Consider the following 15,411-nt stretch of genomic DNA (forward strand, 5'->3'; position numbering starts at 1 on the left):
CCCGGAATTCTCAGACGCCCGCCTTGGCAGCGGGGCGGGCCCGGCAGGCGTCCAGCCAGCGATTGAGGTTCTCGAGCTCGGCCGGCGGGCGGTATTTGATCAGGCGGGCGAAATCCAGTCCGACCACCGCGACAATGTCGGCGATGGTGAACCGGTCGAGCGCCATGAACTCGCGCCCCTCCAGATGGCGGTCGAGCGTCTTCATGAAGCGTTCGGCGGCCACGCGGTTGTAATCGGCGACCTGCGGCTGGGGCGTGGCCTCCAGTACGGCCAGCGCCGGGTGGGTGAAGCGCACCGTCAGCATCACGGGATTGGCCAGATAGAATTCGCAGCGCCGTGTCCACATCTCGACGATGGCCTGCTCGCGGGCGTCGTTTCCGAACAGGTTCGGCTCCGGATAGACCGACTCCAGATAGCGGCAGATGGCGACCGACTCCGAGATGCAGGTGCCGTCGTCCAGCTCGAGCGCAGGCACGTGTGGCACCCCGACCTTCGCCCGGTATTCCGGCGTGCGGTGCTCGCCGGCCAGCAGGTCGACCTGCACGACCTCGACATCCTCGATGCCCTTCTCGGCCATGACCCAGCGCACCCGGCGCGGATTGGGGGCGCGATGGCTGTCGTAGAGCTTCATGGCGGATCTCTCGGTTGCGTTTCGAAACCCTAGCCGCCGAATACCCCGGCGGGCAAGGCGCCGACCACCGAGGCGGTCATCAGGGTCGCCATGAAGCCGGCCGCCAGCGCCTTCCAGACCATGCCCAGAACCTCGGTGCGCCGCTCGGGCATCAGGACGGACAGGCCGGTCACAGTAATGCCGACCGAGCCGATGTTGGCAAAGCCGCACAGGGCATAGGTCATCAGCATCCGGGTGCGCTCACTGATCGCCTCGGGCGGGACCTTGCCCAATTCGATGAAGGCGACGAACTCCGTCAGGGTCAGCTTCACCCCCAGCAGCCGCCCGGCCTCACCCGCATCGGTCCAGGAGACGCCGGTCAGCCACGCCACCGGCATGAACAGCCACCCCAGCAGCCGCTCGACCGAGACCGGCTCTCCGAACAGCCAGAAGCCGCCAATCATGGTGTTCACAAGGGCGACCAGCGCAACGAACACAATCAGCACGGCCGAGATGTTCAGCACCACCATCAGACCGTCCGACGTGCCCTTCACGATGGCGTCGATCGACGAGTCGTATTTCAGCGAGGCGGAATAGTCGGCGACTTCCCCGCCCTGCCCCGGGGTCTCGGGGATCATGATGCGGGCCAGCAGCACGCCCGCGGGCGCCGAGACGATCGAGGCCACCAGAACGTGCCCTGCCGCATTGGGCAGCACGGGTGCGAGGATGGCGGCATAGGCCACCATGGTCGAGCCGGCGACGGTCGCCAGCCCGACCACCATCATGAGAAACAGTTCGGAGCGGGTCAGCTTGTCCAGATAGGCCCGGATGACGATCGGGCTCTCGATCATGCCAAGGAAGATGTTGGCCGCGACCGCCAGCGCCGACGCCCCGCCCAGCCCCATGGTCCGCTGGAACAGCAGGCCGAAGCCATAGGTGATCGCCTTCAGGATCTTCCAGTGCCACAGCAGGGCCGACAAGGCCGAGATCACCAGAATGAGGGGCAGAACCTGGAAGGCGAAGGTGAACAGGGCCCCCTGATTGCTGACCGCATAAGGCTGATCGCCGCCCGCCAGATAACCGAACACGAACTGCGCACCCTGATTGGTGGCGGCGCCCACGGCATCGACCGAGCCGGTTATGGCCGCCAGCACATTCTGCGAGCCCGGAATGGCGAACAGGGCCAGCACCAGCCCCGCCTGCACCGCCACGGCGCCCAGGGTCAGCCGCCATGGGAAGCGCTTGCGGTTCTCGGACAGCAGCCAGCAGATCGCGACGACGACGCATAGGCCCAGCATGCTTTGGGCATTCAGTGTGGTGAACATCGGCACTCCCCCGTCGCCCGCGCGCGGCCCTGTCCGGCTTGAACGCCACCCCGCGCCCGCTGGCAAGAGCAAGTTGCGCGCGCACCTGTTTCGTCAGGTTCGGACAGTCTTGCAGGCCCGCATACCGTTGATAGTCTGGCGCCCTCTATTGGGGGAGAGACGCGCCATGACCGGTTCGAAACGGGGCCTCGGACATTTCCGCTCGCTTGCGGGTGCGGCCTTCGCAGCGGTGGCAGGCCTGATGGCGCTGGCAGGGCCGGCGCAGGCCCAGGACCCGATCCGTCTGGGCGGTGAGGTGCAGGGGCGGTTGCAGGACGGCGATGCCCAGCTGACCTCAGGCGAATATGTCGACGTCTATGTGTTCGAGGGCCGGGCCGGACAGCAGGTCACGATCCAGATGTCCTCGGGCGACCTCGACTCCTACGTCATGATCCGGGGGCCGTCCGGCTTCGCCGAGTTCAACGATGACCGCGATGAGGGCGACGTCGATTCCCAGCTCACGGTGCGCCTGCCCGCCACCGGCCAGTACCGGATTCAGGCCACGACCTTCTCTCCGGGGGAAAGCGGCCGCTATTCGCTGTCCCTCGTGGAAGGGACCGGTCCGCAGATAGCGGCGCGCGGTGGAGGCCAGGCCGAAACCGGCACCAGCGTCGGCCAGCTGTCGAGTTTAGACAGCGCGATCTCCAGCGGGGAATATGCCGACAGCTGGTCCTTCTCCGGGACGCCCGGACAGACCTATGTCGTTCGGCTGAATTCGGCGGAATTCGACCCCTATCTGATGGTCCGCGGGGAAGGCGTCAGCGAGGACAATGATGACGACCAGACCGGCCGGGGGACCCGCAACAGCCGCATCGAGTTCGTCATGCCCGACACGGGCGAGGTCTCGATCATCACCACCAGCTATGAGGTGGGCGAGACCGGGGCCTATACCCTGGTCCTCGAGGAGGCCGGAGGCGTAACGAGCGTCGCCTCCGCCAGCGGCAGCACCTCGGCCCTGCGCCTCGGCCAGACGATCACGGGGCGGCTGCAGGACGGCAACGACACCCTGCGCTCCGGCGAATACATCGACATCTACACCTTCTCGGGACAGGCGGGCGACCACATCGAGGTCACCCTGCGCTCGGACCAGTTCGACCCCTATCTGTTCGTGCAGGGCCCGGGAGAGTTCGCGGTCGCCAACGACGACGACGAGAGCGGCGAGGACGGCGTCAACAGCCGTCTGGTCCTGACCCTGCCGGCCAGCGGCGAGTATCATGTGGTCGCCACCAGCTTCGCACCGGGTGAGACCGGCACCTATCGCCTGGCCCTCAGCAGCACCGATGCAGGCAGCGTCCAGACGGCGGCCTCGCCCCGGGCGGGCAACAGCTTCGTGGACGGCGTGGCCCTGAGCGGCAGTCTGTCGGCCAGTGACGAGCAGTTGACCACCGGCGAATACACCGACCGCTATGTGATCTCGGGCCGGCGCGGGGACCGGGTGGCCCTCGACCTGCAATCCAGCGCCTTCGACACCTATCTGTTCATGCGCGGTCCCGACGACATGTCGGCCGACAACGATGACGGGCCCAACGGCACCAACAGCCGGATCGACGTCACCCTGCCCGCCGACGGCGACTACACCGTCTCGGTCACCAGCTTCGCACCGGGCGAGGTCGGGGCCTACAGCCTGACGGCGGGCCTCAGCATGGGCACCCCGCGTCAGGCGGGCGTCCAGGGCGGGCCGCGCGTCTTCGCCATCATGGTCGGCATCTCGGACTATGGCGGCTTTGCCGGGGACCTCGCCTATACGGCCGATGATGCGATCAAACTGGCCGAGGACCTGCGCCGCGAGGGCGTGCTGAACCCCGCCAGCATCGTGCTCACGGATGCCGAGGCGACGGTCGACGGCGTGCGCCGGGCCTTCGCCGAGGTCGCGGCCCAGGCGGGGCCCGACGACATCTTCCTGTTCTTCTATTCGGGCCACGGCTCGCAGGAAGCCGGCAGCTACAGCGCGCTGGAGCCGGACGGCCGGACGGAAAGCATCGTCATGCGCGATGGTCTGATCACCGATGCCGAGATGGCCGAGTTGTTCGATACGCTCGACACCCGCCTGTCCCTGATCGTGCTGGACAGCTGTTTCTCGGGCGGGTTCGCCCGCAATGTGGTGGACCGCCCCGGCGTGATCGGCCTGTTCAGTTCTGAAGAGGATCTGACCAGCCAGGTGGCCGTGAAGTTCCAGGCCGGTGGCTATCTCTCGCACTTCCTGCGCACCGGACTGACGGGCGAGGCCAACATGGACGGGGACGACCTGATCACCGCCGGTGAGCTGACCACCTATCTGCGGCGCAAATTCGCGGCCGAGGTCATGGACGTCCAGACCCAGACCATGGATGGCCAGCGCAGCTACCAGCACCTCGTGGTGGAACGCGGCGGTGTGCAGGTCGACGATGTGGTGATCCGGATCGATCGCGGCTGACGGTCATCCTTTCGCCCTGATCCGGGCTCCTGATCACGGAACCGTGATCAGACCGAGGAGGGTGAGATGCGACGGACCATGATGTTGGGGGCGCTGGCGATCGCACTGGGGCTTTCTGCCTGCGATGGGAGCGGCAGCGAGGGCGCTGCCGAGTACGCCGATACCGACATGGCGATGGCCGAGCCGGTGATCGTCATGCCGCAGGGCCCCACAGAGGCGACCGATGCCGCCGCCACATCTGCCGAGGCCGGGGGAGCGTCATCGGGCGCGCCCGCGCCAGAGGTTCAGCCGGTCAGCACCATTGCCTACAGCTATCGCTATGCGCTGGACCTGCCCGCGGATGAGGTCAACCCGATGCGCAGCCGCCACGAGGCCGCCTGTGTCGAGGCCGGGCCGCGCGTCTGCCAGATCCTGGGCTCCGAGAGCCAGGCGTACGGCGACGACCGCGTCTCTGCGACCCTCAGGGTGAGGGCGACACCCGCCTGGCTCACCACCTTCCGGGCGAGGCTGGAGGGACAGGCGGACGACGCCGGGGGACGGATCGCGTCCAGCCAGACCGATGCCGAGGATCTCAGCCGGTCCCTGACCGACACCGAGGCCCGGCTCCGCGCGCTCGAGACCCTGCGGGACCGGCTGCAGCAGCTGCTGGCCACCCGCAGTGGCCCGCTGGAACAGCTCCTGCAGACCGAACGGGAACTGGCCCGGGTGCAGGGCGAACTGGATGCGACCCGCTCGGCCCTCGCCGTGCTTCGGGATCGGGTCGCGATGTCGCAGCTGACGATCACCTATCAGTCCGAGACGCAGTTTGCCTCGAACAGCGCCTTCAGCCCTGTCGGCAATGCGTTCGCAAACTCGCTGCGCGTCTTCATGGCGACCCTTGGCGGGTTGATCTATCTGGTCGCCGGTCTGCTGCCCCTTGCGCTGATCCTGTTGCCGGTGGGCTGGCTGGTGCGCCGCTGGGTCCGCGTCCGGCGCGAGCGACGGCCTCCGCCGCCCCTCGACTAGGCGCGCCGCACCAGCCGCGAATAGGTTTCCATCAGATCCAGGGTCAGCGCGCCCGGCGTGAAGCGGTACTCGCCGATCTCGCTGACCGGGGTCACCTCCACGGCCGTGCCGGTCAGGAAGCACTCCGAAAAGGTCGACAGTTCTTCGGGCCGGATGTGGCGTACGACCACCTCAATGCCCTTCGACTCGGCCAGGGCGATCACCGTCTGGCGGGTGATGCCGTCCAGGATCGCATCGACCGGCGGGGTGTGGATCACGCCGTCCTGCACGAAGAAGACGTTCGCGCCGGTGGCCTCGGCCACATAGCCGCGCCAGTCCAGCATCATGGCGTCGGCATAGCCGCGCTTTTCCGCCGCCGTCTTGGACAGGGTGCAGATCATGTAGAGGCCCGCGGCCTTGGCCGCCGTCGGGGCGGTCATCGGGTCGGGGCGGCGCCATTTGGCCCACTCAAGACGAATGCCCCGGGCCTTGGTTTCGGGATCGAAATAGCTGGGCCAGTCCCACACCGCGATGGCGACATGCACCCTGGTCTTGCCGGCCGAGACGCTGACCTGCTCCGGGCCGCGATAGGCGACGGGCCGCACATAGCAGTCGCTCAGGCCCATCCGCTCGCACGTCGCCTTGCAGGCTGCGTCGATCTCGGCCACGCTGTAGGGAAGTTCGAAATCCAGGAGTTCGGCAGACCGGCGCAGGCGTTCGCTGTGCTCTGTCAGCTTGAAGATTTCGCCATCGTACATACGCTCACCCTCGAACACCGACGAGCCATAGTGCAGGGCATGGGTCAGAACGTGCGTTTTCGCGTCACGCCAGGGCACGAAATCGCCGTCCATCCAGATCCAGCCGTCACGGTCGTCGAAAGGAACGAAGGCCATTGAACAAAGTCTCCCTTAGCTGTGCTCGGGTTAGAGCCCCCGGTTTCGCTCACGTCAACGTCACCCGGTGCGAGGGGATGCAATGAGCGCCTCCGACACGCGGTCGCATGGACGTTCGGGCCCGGTGGCGGGCGCCGGCTCGGGCCGGCATCTGCTGATCGTCGACGACGACGACCGCATCCGGGAATTGCTCAAGGAATACCTGGCCCGCGAAGGCTATCGCGTGACCGGCGCCGCCCACGCGGCCGCGGCACGGCGCCTGATGGAGCTGATCGAGTTCGATCTGGTGGTGCTGGACATCATGATGCCCGGCGAAAGCGGCCTCGACCTGACGACCTGGGTCCGCAACAAGGCCGAAACCTCGCAGACGCCCGTACTGCTGCTGACCGCGCGTGGCGAGGCCGGCGACCGCATCGAGGGCCTGTCGCGCGGGGCGGACGACTATATGTCCAAGCCCTTCGATCCCCGCGAACTGGCGCTGCGCATCGACGCCATCCTGCGCCGGACCGGCGGCAAGCCCCTGACCCCGCGGGAGATCAAGCTGGGCGACGCCATCTTTGACATGGAGCGGCTAGAGCTGATGCGGGGCGGTCGCCCGCAGCGCCTGACCGAGGCCGAGGCCCAACTGCTCAAGACCCTCGCCATCCACGCCCACGCCCCGGTCGAGCGGATGGCCCTGTCGCCCGACACCGCCGACATCACCGGGCGGGCCGTCGACGTGCAGGTCACCCGTCTGCGCCGCAAGCTCGAGGCTGACCCCAAGAACCCCCGCTATCTCCAGACCGTGCGCGGCGTCGGCTATATGCTGGCGCCGGACTGACGCACAGCGGACCGGGCCGGGCCCATGAAACTTCTTCCGTCCACCGTCTGGACGCGCTTCCTCAAGCGACGGTTGCCGACCTCGCTCTGGGGCCGGTCCCTGCTGATCATCGTCCTGCCGGTCCTGCTGATGCAAGTGTTCGTCACCTGGGCCTTCTTCGACGCCCACTGGCAGACCGTGAATGCCCGCCTGTCCGACGGTCTTGCCGGTGACATCGCATGGGCGGTCGAGACCTATGCCGAGGATCCGACGCCCGGGACCCTTGAGACGCTTGCGGGACGAGCCGAGCGGACCCTGTCGCTGTCCATCGCCTGGCAGGAGGCCAAGGCCCTGCCCGACGACGTGCGCCGGGGCCCGATCGGCGTCGTCGACCAGGCGCTCGAAAAGGCGCTGGCTGCCCGCCTCGACCGGGACTTCTGGTTCGATACGACGCGCTACCCCAACTATGTCGATATCCAGGTTCAGATCGGCGACGGCGTAATGCGCATCATCGCCCCGCGCGAACGGGCCGTGGCGACCCAGGCCCATATCTTCGTTGTCTGGCTGCTGGCCGCGACCGTCTTGCTGATGTCCGTCGCCATCCTGTTCATCCGCAATCAGGTGCGGGCTATCGAGCGGCTGGCGGAGGCGGCCGAGGCCTTTGGCCGGGGCGAAATGCAGCAGCGGTTCAAGCCGCATGGCGCGCGCGAGGTCCGGGCCGCGGCACGCGCCTTCATGGACATGCGTGACCGTATCCAGCGTCACATCGACCAGCGCACCGCCCTGCTGGCTTCCGTCAGTCACGACCTGCGCACACCCCTGACCCGCCTGCGGCTCGAACTGGCGCTCGCCCCGCCCTTCAAGCGCGCCGCAGCCATGGAAGGTGATCTCGACCAGATGGAGCACATGATCGACGAATACCTCGCCTTCGCGCAGGGCGAGGCCGGCGAGGCGGCGGAAACCCTGTCGGTCCATGAGCTTCTGGCCCAGGCGGCCGAGGATGCCCGCCGTATCGGCGCGGCTGTCGAGGTCGAGGCACCCGAGGAGCTGACGACGACTGTGCGCCCCCTCGCCTTTCGCCGGGCTCTGGGCAATCTGGTGGGCAATGCGGCCGCCCATGGCGATACCGTGCGCCTGTCGGCCCGGCGCCTCCCCTCCGGCAGCCTGGAGATCGCGATCGAGGACGATGGCCCGGGCATCCCCGAGGACATGCACGAAGAGGCCTTCCGACCCTTCTCGAGGCTCGATGCGTCCCGCAACCAGAACCGCAAGGGTGTCGGCCTCGGACTGGCCATTGCCCGCGACGTCGCCCGCAGTCACGGGGGTGACATCACTCTTGATCGCAGCCCGCTGGGGGGACTGATGGCGCGAATTCGCCTTCCGGGTTAGAATGGGGGCCTGACAGGAGATCGCCATGCGCCCCTTTGCCTTCTTTGCCCCCCTCGCTGCCGTCACCGTCGTCGCCGGCGTCGCTATCGCCCAATCCCCGGAAGTGACCGTCACGCTCGGACCTGAGCTTGTCAGGAAGACCCAGGACCTGGGTGAACGTGAACTCGCTCAACAAGCCGACCAGTTGGTGCGAACCGTCGAGCGCGCCCTTGAACGCGAACAGGCCCTCTCCGGCGCCACGGTCAGCCTGACCCTCGTGGATATCCGCCCCAACCGGCCCACGATCGCGCAGATCGCAGCGGAACCCGGCCTCGACGCGATGCGCAGCCGCAGCATCGGCGGCGCCAGCATTGAGGGCGAAGTCGTCCTCGCGGATGGCACGCGCTATCCGGTCCGGTACAGCTGGTACTCGAACAGTATCGCCGAAGTCCGAGGCTTCTCGACCTGGCACGATGCCGACCATGCCTTTGACCGGTTCGCCCGGCGGCTGGCGACCGGTCGGCTAGCGGGATAGTTCGCGGGCCTTGTCGACCGCCGCGCGCACTGCCGCCTTGGCGGCGCGCTCGGCCCCGCCGTCGGCTTCCAGCGCATCCAGACCGGCGCGGGTCGTCCCGCCCTTCGACGCGATGCGACCGATGGCGTCTTCGAGACTCTGACCGCCAGAGACGCCGGCGGCGGCCGAACGCAGGGCGCCTCGGGCCAGACGCACGGCAGCATCTGCTGTCAGTCCTTCGGCCTCGCCTGCCTTCGCCAGTGCCTGGATGAAGGCATAGACAAAGGCCGGGGCCGATCCCGCTACGCCCGTGGCCGGATCCAGCAGATCCTCGGACTCCAGCGGCACCACATCGGCCATGCCCTCGAACAGGGCAGTGGCCACGTCCTGCGCCTTCTGATGCGGTGAATAGAGGCCGGCCACGCCCTGGCGCTGGGCCACGGCCGTCGTCGGCATCAGGCGCGCCACGCCCCGACCACCTGCAGCCTCGCAGACGTCATCCAGACGCACCCCGGCCATGACCGAGGCGAGCACGGCATCCTTGCCCATCACATCGACATGGGGGGCCAGCGCGTCCCGCCACACCGCCGGTTTGATGGCCAGCACCCAGACGCCCACGTCCTTCAGCTGGTCGGGAGACGGGTTGATGGTCGCGCCCGCGGCCTTCGCGTGGTCGGTCGCCGGCGTCTCAAACTGTTCGATGATCTTGAGCCGTTCCGCCCTGAAGCCCGGGGTCGCCAGCCAGCCCTCGACGAGGGCCGAGCCCAGTCGTCCGCATCCGATAAGGGCGATGTCGCAGTCCAGGGTAAAGGCGTCGGTCATGCAGTCTCCACGGGTGGCAAAGGCCCTGGCGGGCCGTCAGAACCGGGGAGTGCCTAACATGGGCAGGCGCGCGCCATCAAACCGGCGCGGGCCGGTGGGGCGCCTCAGGCCGTGCCGACAGTCTGGAACATACAGGCGTCGATCGCGTCCTGGGGCTTGCGCCCTCCCCGCACGAGGAAGTCAAACGCGGGAAAGTAGCGATCGGCTGCATCAATGGCGGCATCGATCATGGAGGCCGCCTGCGCGAGCGTCGGGCGTTCGCCGTGCGGCAGGGCCAGGGCGTGGCGGAACACGATTTCCTGATCCTCGCTCCACAGCTCGAAATGCCCCAGCCAGGTGCGCTGGTTGATCAGGCCGATCAGCTCGTGCAGGGCCGGACGGCGGGTCTTCTTCACACGCAGGTCCAGCGCGCAACACAGCTGCAGGCAGTCACCCTCCGGGCGCCAGGCGAACCACAGCTCATAGTCTTTCCAGTCGCCCGCCAGGGCGAAGGCCAGATCGCCGTCCGCCGTGCGGTCGAACGGCAGGTTCTCCGCTGTCAGAACGTGCTCGACCACATCGAGGGGATCGAAGGGTGTGTCCACCTCGTCCGGTCTGACCATGTCCATTCAGAGAGTCCTGTCCTTCAGAGGGTTAGCGGGAAGACCCCGGGAATCGCCCTCAGCACGCAGACGGTAGGCCTGTTCGCGGATTCGGCTCAACCGGCTGCGTCCCGGGGGGGAAGATCGCCTGTGGACGTTCCCTTTTGAGGCTTGTTGCGGGTGCGTTTCGCCGGTTCCGCGTCCGCGCCCTTCAGGGACGCCAGCTCGGCGCGCAGAGCGGCCACTTCGGCCTTCAGCGCGTCGAACTCGTCCCGGCGCACGAGGTCCAGCTCGGCAACCAGACGATCCGTCTGCGCGCGCATGGCCGATTTCGCTTCCTCACCGGCCGCCTGCGCCAGTCCCATGGCGCCAGTCGACAGACGGGCCAGTTCATCGAGAAGCGGATTACGGGTCTGCATGGTCTTCTGCCTTGATCGATTAGGGCGACGCTGGGCTGCGCCGGTTTCCAGAGGGTTAATGAAATCTTGCGGCCTACGGGTCCATGTGGCGCATCGCCCTGCCCCGCGCCAGTCACGCACCGCGCCCCGGGGGCTAATTCGTGCAAGACGCCCCGCACCTGACTTGCTAAAGCGAAGCCCATCCCGATCACCCAAGGATACTCCGTGACGTTCCCTGAATTCGATCCGGTCTGGTTCAGCATCGGCCCCTTCCCGGTGCGCTGGTACGCCCTGGCCTATATCGCGGGCCTCGGCCTCGGCTGGTGGTATGCTTCTCGGCTGGCCAGGAACACCTCGCTCTGGCTTCCCGGGCGCCCCCCGGTCACCCAGACGCAGCTTGACGACCTTGTGCTGTGGGTCGCGCTCGGCGTCATCGGAGGCGGCCGACTGGGCTATGCCCTGTTCTACAAGCCGTCGCTGTATGCCCAGCTGTTCACCGGTGAAGGGTGGTCGAAACTGGAGCTGTTCCGCATGTGGGACGGCGGCATGTCGTTCCACGGCGGCCTGATCGGAGTGACGCTGGCGATCCTCTGGTTCGCGCACCATCAGAAGATCCGGCTGCTCAGCGTGGGCGATCTGGTGGCCCCCGTGGTGCCTATCGGCCTGTTCTTCGGGCGTATGGCCAACTTCATCAACGGCGAGCTGTGGGGCCGTACGACCGATGTGCCCTGGGCCATCCGCTTCTGCAACGAGCGCATCTTCAACACCTATGGCTTCTGCCCGGCCGGTGATCTGCCCCGCCACCCCAGCCAGCTCTATGAAGCGGGGCTGGAGGGTGTTCTGCTGTTCCTGATCCTCGCCTTCGCCGTGTGGAAGGTGCGTCTGCTGGCCAAGCCCGGCTATGTCACCGGCCTGTTCCTGCTGGGCTATGGCCTCAGCCGGGCCGTGCTGGAAACGGTGCGGGAGCCCGATGCCCACATGCCCGATGCCCTGCAGGGTGTGGTCACCATGGGCATGTTGCTGTCGATTCCGATGATGCTGCTGGGCGCATGGTTGATCTGGCGCGCATGGAGCCGTCCGCCGGTCGGCCCGGCCTCCTGAGCGGCCACGCGCCCGCGACGGACCTGAAGGCGCGGCTCAAGCGAGAGATCGCCCTGACCGGGCCCCTGTCCGTCGCGGACTATGTCACGCGCTGCCTGCACGATCCGCGGGCCGGCTATTACGCCACCCGTCCGGCGATCGGGCCGGACGGCGACTTCCTGACGGCGCCGCTGGTCAGTCAGATGTTCGGCGAGCTGATCGGCCTGTGGCTGGTCGAGACCTGGAGCCGCATGGGCGCTCCCGCCGCCTTCCGCCTCGTCGAGGTGGGGCCCGGCGACGGCACCCTGATGGCCGACATCCTGCGCGCCGCCCGGGTGGTGCCTGCCTTCCTCGAGGCCTGCCGCCTGACCCTGGTCGAGCCGAGTGCCCCCCTGCGCGCCGTTCAGGCCCGGCGGCTGGCCGATCCGCCCGTCGCCCCGCTCTGGGCTGACAGTCTGGCGGCAATCGACGGCGAGGGCCCCGTGCTTCTGGTCGCCAATGAGGTGCTGGATTGTCTGCCCGCGCGCCAGTTCGAACGCACACCGGACGGCTGGGCCGAGCGCATGGTCGGGCTGGATGCCGAGGGCCATCTGGCATTCCGTCTGGGACCGGTCGCGCCCGGCTTTGTGCCGCCGCCCTATGGGGTGCAGCCCGGACAGGTGGCCGAGCAGTCCGAAATCCAGACCGCCTTTGCCCGCGCGGTGGCTGGCCTGATCCGCGCCGAGGGTGGCGCCGCCCTGCTCATCGACTACGGCCGCGACACACACGGGCCGGGCGATACCCTTCAGGCCCTGTCCCGGCACCGGAAGGTCGATCCCTTGGCGACACCCGGGCAGGCCGATCTGACGCAATGGGCGGACTTTCCCGCCGTGCTGGAGGAGGCCCGTCTGGCAGGTGTCGCAACCGCTCCCCTGCTGACGCAAGCTGAGTTCTTGACGCGGCTTGGCCTGACCGTCCGCGCGGACCGGTTGAAGACGGCCCAGCCGGACTCCGCCGACATCCTCGGCCGGCAGGTGGCGCGCCTGATTTCTCCCGACCAGATGGGTACCCTGTTCAAGGTCGCGGCCCTCCACGCGCCCGAAACCCTCACCCTGCCCGCCTTCGAGGTAGCCGCATGACCGACCTGCCCACGCCGATCACCCATCCGCTGCTGGCTATCCCGGGCATCCGCCATGGCTTCTTCACGCGAGAAGGCGGCGTCTCGACGGGGATCTACAAGGGTCTGAACACCGGCGTCGGGTCGAAGGATGATCCCGAGGCTGTGCGGGAGAACCGGGCCCGTGTGGCCGCCGCCATGGGAGGCACGGCCGGGGATTTCGCCGCCTGCTATCAGATCCACTCCGACATCGTGCACATGGCCAACGCGCCCTTCGGCGATGACCGTCCCGAGGGAGATGCCGTCGTCAGCGACCGGTCCGGGGTGCTGTGCGGCGTGCTGACGGCCGACTGTGCGCCGGTGCTGATCGCCAACCCGCGCGCCGGTCTGACCGCGGCGGTCCACGCCGGCTGGAAAGGCGCAATCGGCGGCGTTCTGGAAAGCACGCTCGCCCTGATGAAGACCCAAGGGGCGAGGCACGAGAACACGATCGCCATCGTCGGCCCCACCATCGCCCAGGCCTCCTATGAGGTCGACGCGGCGTTCGAGCAACGCTTCCTGCGCCAGTCCTCCGACGCGGGCCAGTACTTCGTCGTGGGCAAACAGCCGGACAAACGTCAGTTCGACCTGCCGGGCTTCGTCATGGGAAGGCTCGAGCGCGCGGGCGTCGGCCAGATCGCCTGGACCGGCCACGACACCCGCGTCGACGCCGACCGCTTCTATTCGAACCGCCGTGCCTACCTGAACGGCGAGCCCGACTTCGGCCGGATGATGAGCGTGATTACGCTGGAGTAGACGCCAGGAGATCAGTCCTCATACGGTACAACCTCCGGCCATGAGCCGCCGGCTAGCTCTGCGCCCAGGGTTCGGCAGGTGCCCCACTCTATCGTATACTCCGCGATCGTGCCGTCCACGATCTCAGCCTTTTCGATGTGCTCGACCACGGCCTCAGGGTCGGCAGTTTCCATACAGATGACGTTGCTCATGAACCCGAGATGCGTGATCGCCAACGCGTCGCGAGCCGCCAAACCAATCAGATCATTGTAGAAGACGAAATAGTCGTGAGCCCCCTTGGCCAATTCAGCCTCGCTTGGGGTTATCAGGATAACGCCTGTATTCTTATGGGAGCTTGGCTTTGAAATTGGGAGGCAATCGACGAACGACCGGTAGACGTTGCGCGCAACGACCGAGCGGGTGCTAATGGCGCCGGGACGGTCGATGTGACACTGGCCGTCCTTGCTACGATAGAACACTTCAATATGCGTCCCGGCGTGACAGGTCGCGCCTCCGCGATCCATGAGGTTGTCGAAGATCACCAGCGGCGGGGTATCAACCGAAACTTCTGACTGGCAGATGGTTTCGTTCAGGTGGGATATTCCCAGCGCCTCCAGGAACCACCGAGCAGCGTCGTCAGGCTCACTCGCCTTCGACGCCGATACCTCGGGCGTGACTGACGACTCTGGCGCGGGACCGCACCCCAACAGAGCCACTGCGCATATCAGCACTGCTCGCATATCGACCAAACTCATCACCTCCATGAGAGGGCTGAAGTTTAAGTCCGATCAAAAGCAAAGTAACCCGCTTCAGCCCGCCATCGCCATGTCGGGGGTGCGGACAACCTCACGCCAGGCGTCGCGGCGGGCCAGCAGTTCGCGAACCAGCATGTTGTTGACCGCGTGGCCGGCCTTGTAGCCTTCGTAGCGGCCCAGCAGCGGGCCCCCCAGCACATAGAGGTCGCCGATGGCATCCAGCGCCTTGTGCTTGACGAACTCGCGCTCCATCCGCAGGCCGCCGGTGTTCAGGATCTGGTCCCCGTCGATCACCACGGCGTTCTCGAGGCTGCCGCCGCGGGCCAGACCGGCGCGGCGCAGGGCGTCGACCTCATGGGCGAAGCCAAAGGTTCGCGCGGCCATAATGTCGCTGCGGAAGGTCGCTTCATCGACGACGAAATCGACCACCTGATTGCCGATCACCGGCGTGTCGAAGTCGATCTCGAAGCGCATCTCATAGTGGTCACAGGGCAGCAGGCGGGCGTGCTTGTCGCCCTCCGTCACCTCGATCGGCTTCAGGATTTCGATGTAGCGCAGCGGGGCGGCCTGATTGCGGAAGCCGGCCCGGTCCAGCAGCTGGACGAACGGCAGGGCAGAGCCGTCGAGGATCGGCAGTTCGGGACCATCCACCTCGACCACGGCGTTCGAAATGCCGAGCGCGCAGAAGGCGGCCATCAGGTGCTCGATGGTCGACAGGCGCACACCGGCGCCATTCTCGATCATGGTGTTGAGGCGCGCCTCGACCACGGCCTGCCCCGACACCGGGATGCGGTTGTCACGGTCGGTGACGTCGGTGCGGACGAAGACGATGCCCGTGCCCGTGGGGGCCGGGCGCACGGCCAGGCGCACGCGCTGGCCCGTATGCACGCCGACGCCGGCGATGATCGCCGGGGCGCGCAGGGTCTGTTCGAGATGATCGGCAGAAACCGGGATCACGAA

16 protein-coding genes are annotated in these 15,411 nt (G+C 67.3%); 8 read left to right on the forward strand and 8 right to left on the reverse strand.

Annotation, left to right across the window (positions count from 1 at the left end; translation table 11 throughout):
• Positions 1–10: 10 nt before the first annotated feature.
• A complete protein-coding gene (locus tag J7346_RS00175) occupies positions 11–631 on the reverse strand; it encodes a glutathione S-transferase (protein ID WP_209116577.1) in 621 nt (206 codons plus the stop codon).
• Between the two features lie 29 nt (positions 632–660).
• Complete coding sequence (locus J7346_RS00180) at positions 661–1,935, reverse strand: nucleoside transporter C-terminal domain-containing protein (RefSeq protein WP_209116579.1); 1,275 nt, start codon at positions 1,933–1,935, stop codon at positions 661–663.
• A gap of 166 nt (positions 1,936–2,101) precedes the next feature.
• Between J7346_RS00180 and J7346_RS00185 the strand changes: the two genes are divergently transcribed.
• Positions 2,102–4,387, forward strand: coding sequence for a pre-peptidase C-terminal domain-containing protein (locus J7346_RS00185; RefSeq protein ID WP_209116581.1), 2,286 nt, complete (start codon positions 2,102–2,104; stop codon positions 4,385–4,387).
• A 66-nt stretch (positions 4,388–4,453) separates the two neighbouring features.
• Positions 4,454–5,392: a DUF4349 domain-containing protein gene (locus J7346_RS00190; RefSeq protein WP_209116583.1), complete on the forward strand. Its 939-nt coding sequence runs from the start codon at positions 4,454–4,456 to the stop codon at positions 5,390–5,392.
• On the opposite strand, the gene J7346_RS00195 is transcribed toward J7346_RS00190, so the two are convergent.
• Complete coding sequence (locus J7346_RS00195) at positions 5,389–6,264, reverse strand: branched-chain amino acid aminotransferase (RefSeq protein WP_209116585.1); 876 nt, start codon at positions 6,262–6,264, stop codon at positions 5,389–5,391. The two genes, J7346_RS00190 and J7346_RS00195, sit on opposite strands and share 4 nt — an antisense overlap.
• Positions 6,265–6,346: 82 nt before the next feature.
• On the opposite strand from J7346_RS00195, the gene J7346_RS00200 reads away from it, so the two are divergent.
• From J7346_RS00200 to J7346_RS00210, 3 genes are read left to right on the forward strand one after another with little or no spacing between them, the layout of a single operon-like run.
• The gene (locus J7346_RS00200; protein ID WP_209116587.1) at positions 6,347–7,084 is read left to right on the forward strand and encodes a response regulator transcription factor; all 738 of its coding nucleotides are present in this window, start codon (positions 6,347–6,349) and stop codon (positions 7,082–7,084) included.
• 24 nt (positions 7,085–7,108) lie between these two features.
• Positions 7,109–8,452, forward strand: coding sequence for an ATP-binding protein (locus J7346_RS00205; protein WP_209116589.1), 1,344 nt, complete (start codon positions 7,109–7,111; stop codon positions 8,450–8,452).
• A 25-nt stretch (positions 8,453–8,477) separates the two neighbouring features.
• Positions 8,478–8,966: a hypothetical protein gene (locus J7346_RS00210; protein WP_209116591.1), complete on the forward strand. Its 489-nt coding sequence runs from the start codon at positions 8,478–8,480 to the stop codon at positions 8,964–8,966.
• Here the strand turns inward: J7346_RS00210 and J7346_RS00215 are convergent.
• From J7346_RS00215 to J7346_RS00225, 3 genes are all read right to left on the reverse strand, one after another.
• A complete protein-coding gene (locus J7346_RS00215) occupies positions 8,955–9,767 on the reverse strand; it encodes a pyrroline-5-carboxylate reductase dimerization domain-containing protein (protein WP_209116592.1) in 813 nt (270 codons plus the stop codon). The two genes, J7346_RS00210 and J7346_RS00215, sit on opposite strands and share 12 nt — an antisense overlap.
• Positions 9,768–9,871: 104 nt before the next feature.
• The gene (locus J7346_RS00220) at positions 9,872–10,375 is read right to left on the reverse strand and encodes a YbjN domain-containing protein (RefSeq protein ID WP_209116594.1); all 504 of its coding nucleotides are present in this window, start codon (positions 10,373–10,375) and stop codon (positions 9,872–9,874) included.
• Between the two features lie 89 nt (positions 10,376–10,464).
• Complete coding sequence (locus J7346_RS00225; protein ID WP_209116596.1) at positions 10,465–10,767, reverse strand: accessory factor UbiK family protein; 303 nt, start codon at positions 10,765–10,767, stop codon at positions 10,465–10,467.
• A gap of 204 nt (positions 10,768–10,971) precedes the next feature.
• On the opposite strand from J7346_RS00225, the gene lgt reads away from it, so the two are divergent.
• Genes lgt through pgeF form a run of 3 tightly spaced genes read left to right on the forward strand, consistent with a single transcriptional unit; the run spans position 10,972 to position 13,717 of the window.
• Positions 10,972–11,847: a prolipoprotein diacylglyceryl transferase gene (lgt, locus tag J7346_RS00230; RefSeq protein ID WP_209116598.1), complete on the forward strand. Its 876-nt coding sequence runs from the start codon at positions 10,972–10,974 to the stop codon at positions 11,845–11,847.
• Positions 11,796–12,944 (forward strand): SAM-dependent methyltransferase, encoded by a 1,149-nt coding sequence (locus tag J7346_RS00235; RefSeq protein WP_245157524.1) that lies wholly within the window; start codon positions 11,796–11,798, stop codon positions 12,942–12,944. Before lgt ends, J7346_RS00235 begins: the two co-directional genes overlap by 52 nt.
• Positions 12,941–13,717 (forward strand): peptidoglycan editing factor PgeF, encoded by a 777-nt coding sequence (pgeF, locus tag J7346_RS00240; protein ID WP_209116600.1) that lies wholly within the window; start codon positions 12,941–12,943, stop codon positions 13,715–13,717. Before J7346_RS00235 ends, pgeF begins: the two co-directional genes overlap by 4 nt.
• Before the next feature lie 11 nt (positions 13,718–13,728).
• Here the strand turns inward: pgeF and J7346_RS00245 are convergent, their stop codons facing one another.
• Together J7346_RS00245 and lpxC are read right to left on the reverse strand one after the other, a co-directional pair.
• Entirely contained in the window at positions 13,729–14,451 is a 723-nt protein-coding gene (locus J7346_RS00245; RefSeq protein WP_209116602.1) for a hypothetical protein, read from the reverse strand.
• A gap of 54 nt (positions 14,452–14,505) precedes the next feature.
• A complete protein-coding gene (gene lpxC, locus J7346_RS00250; RefSeq protein WP_209117292.1) occupies positions 14,506–15,405 on the reverse strand; it encodes a UDP-3-O-acyl-N-acetylglucosamine deacetylase in 900 nt (299 codons plus the stop codon).
• Between the last annotated feature and the right edge of the window lie 6 nt (positions 15,406–15,411).

Origin of the sequence: Brevundimonas sp. A19_0, assembly GCF_017744255.1 — a bacterium.
Lineage (GTDB): Bacteria > Pseudomonadota > Alphaproteobacteria > Caulobacterales > Caulobacteraceae > Brevundimonas.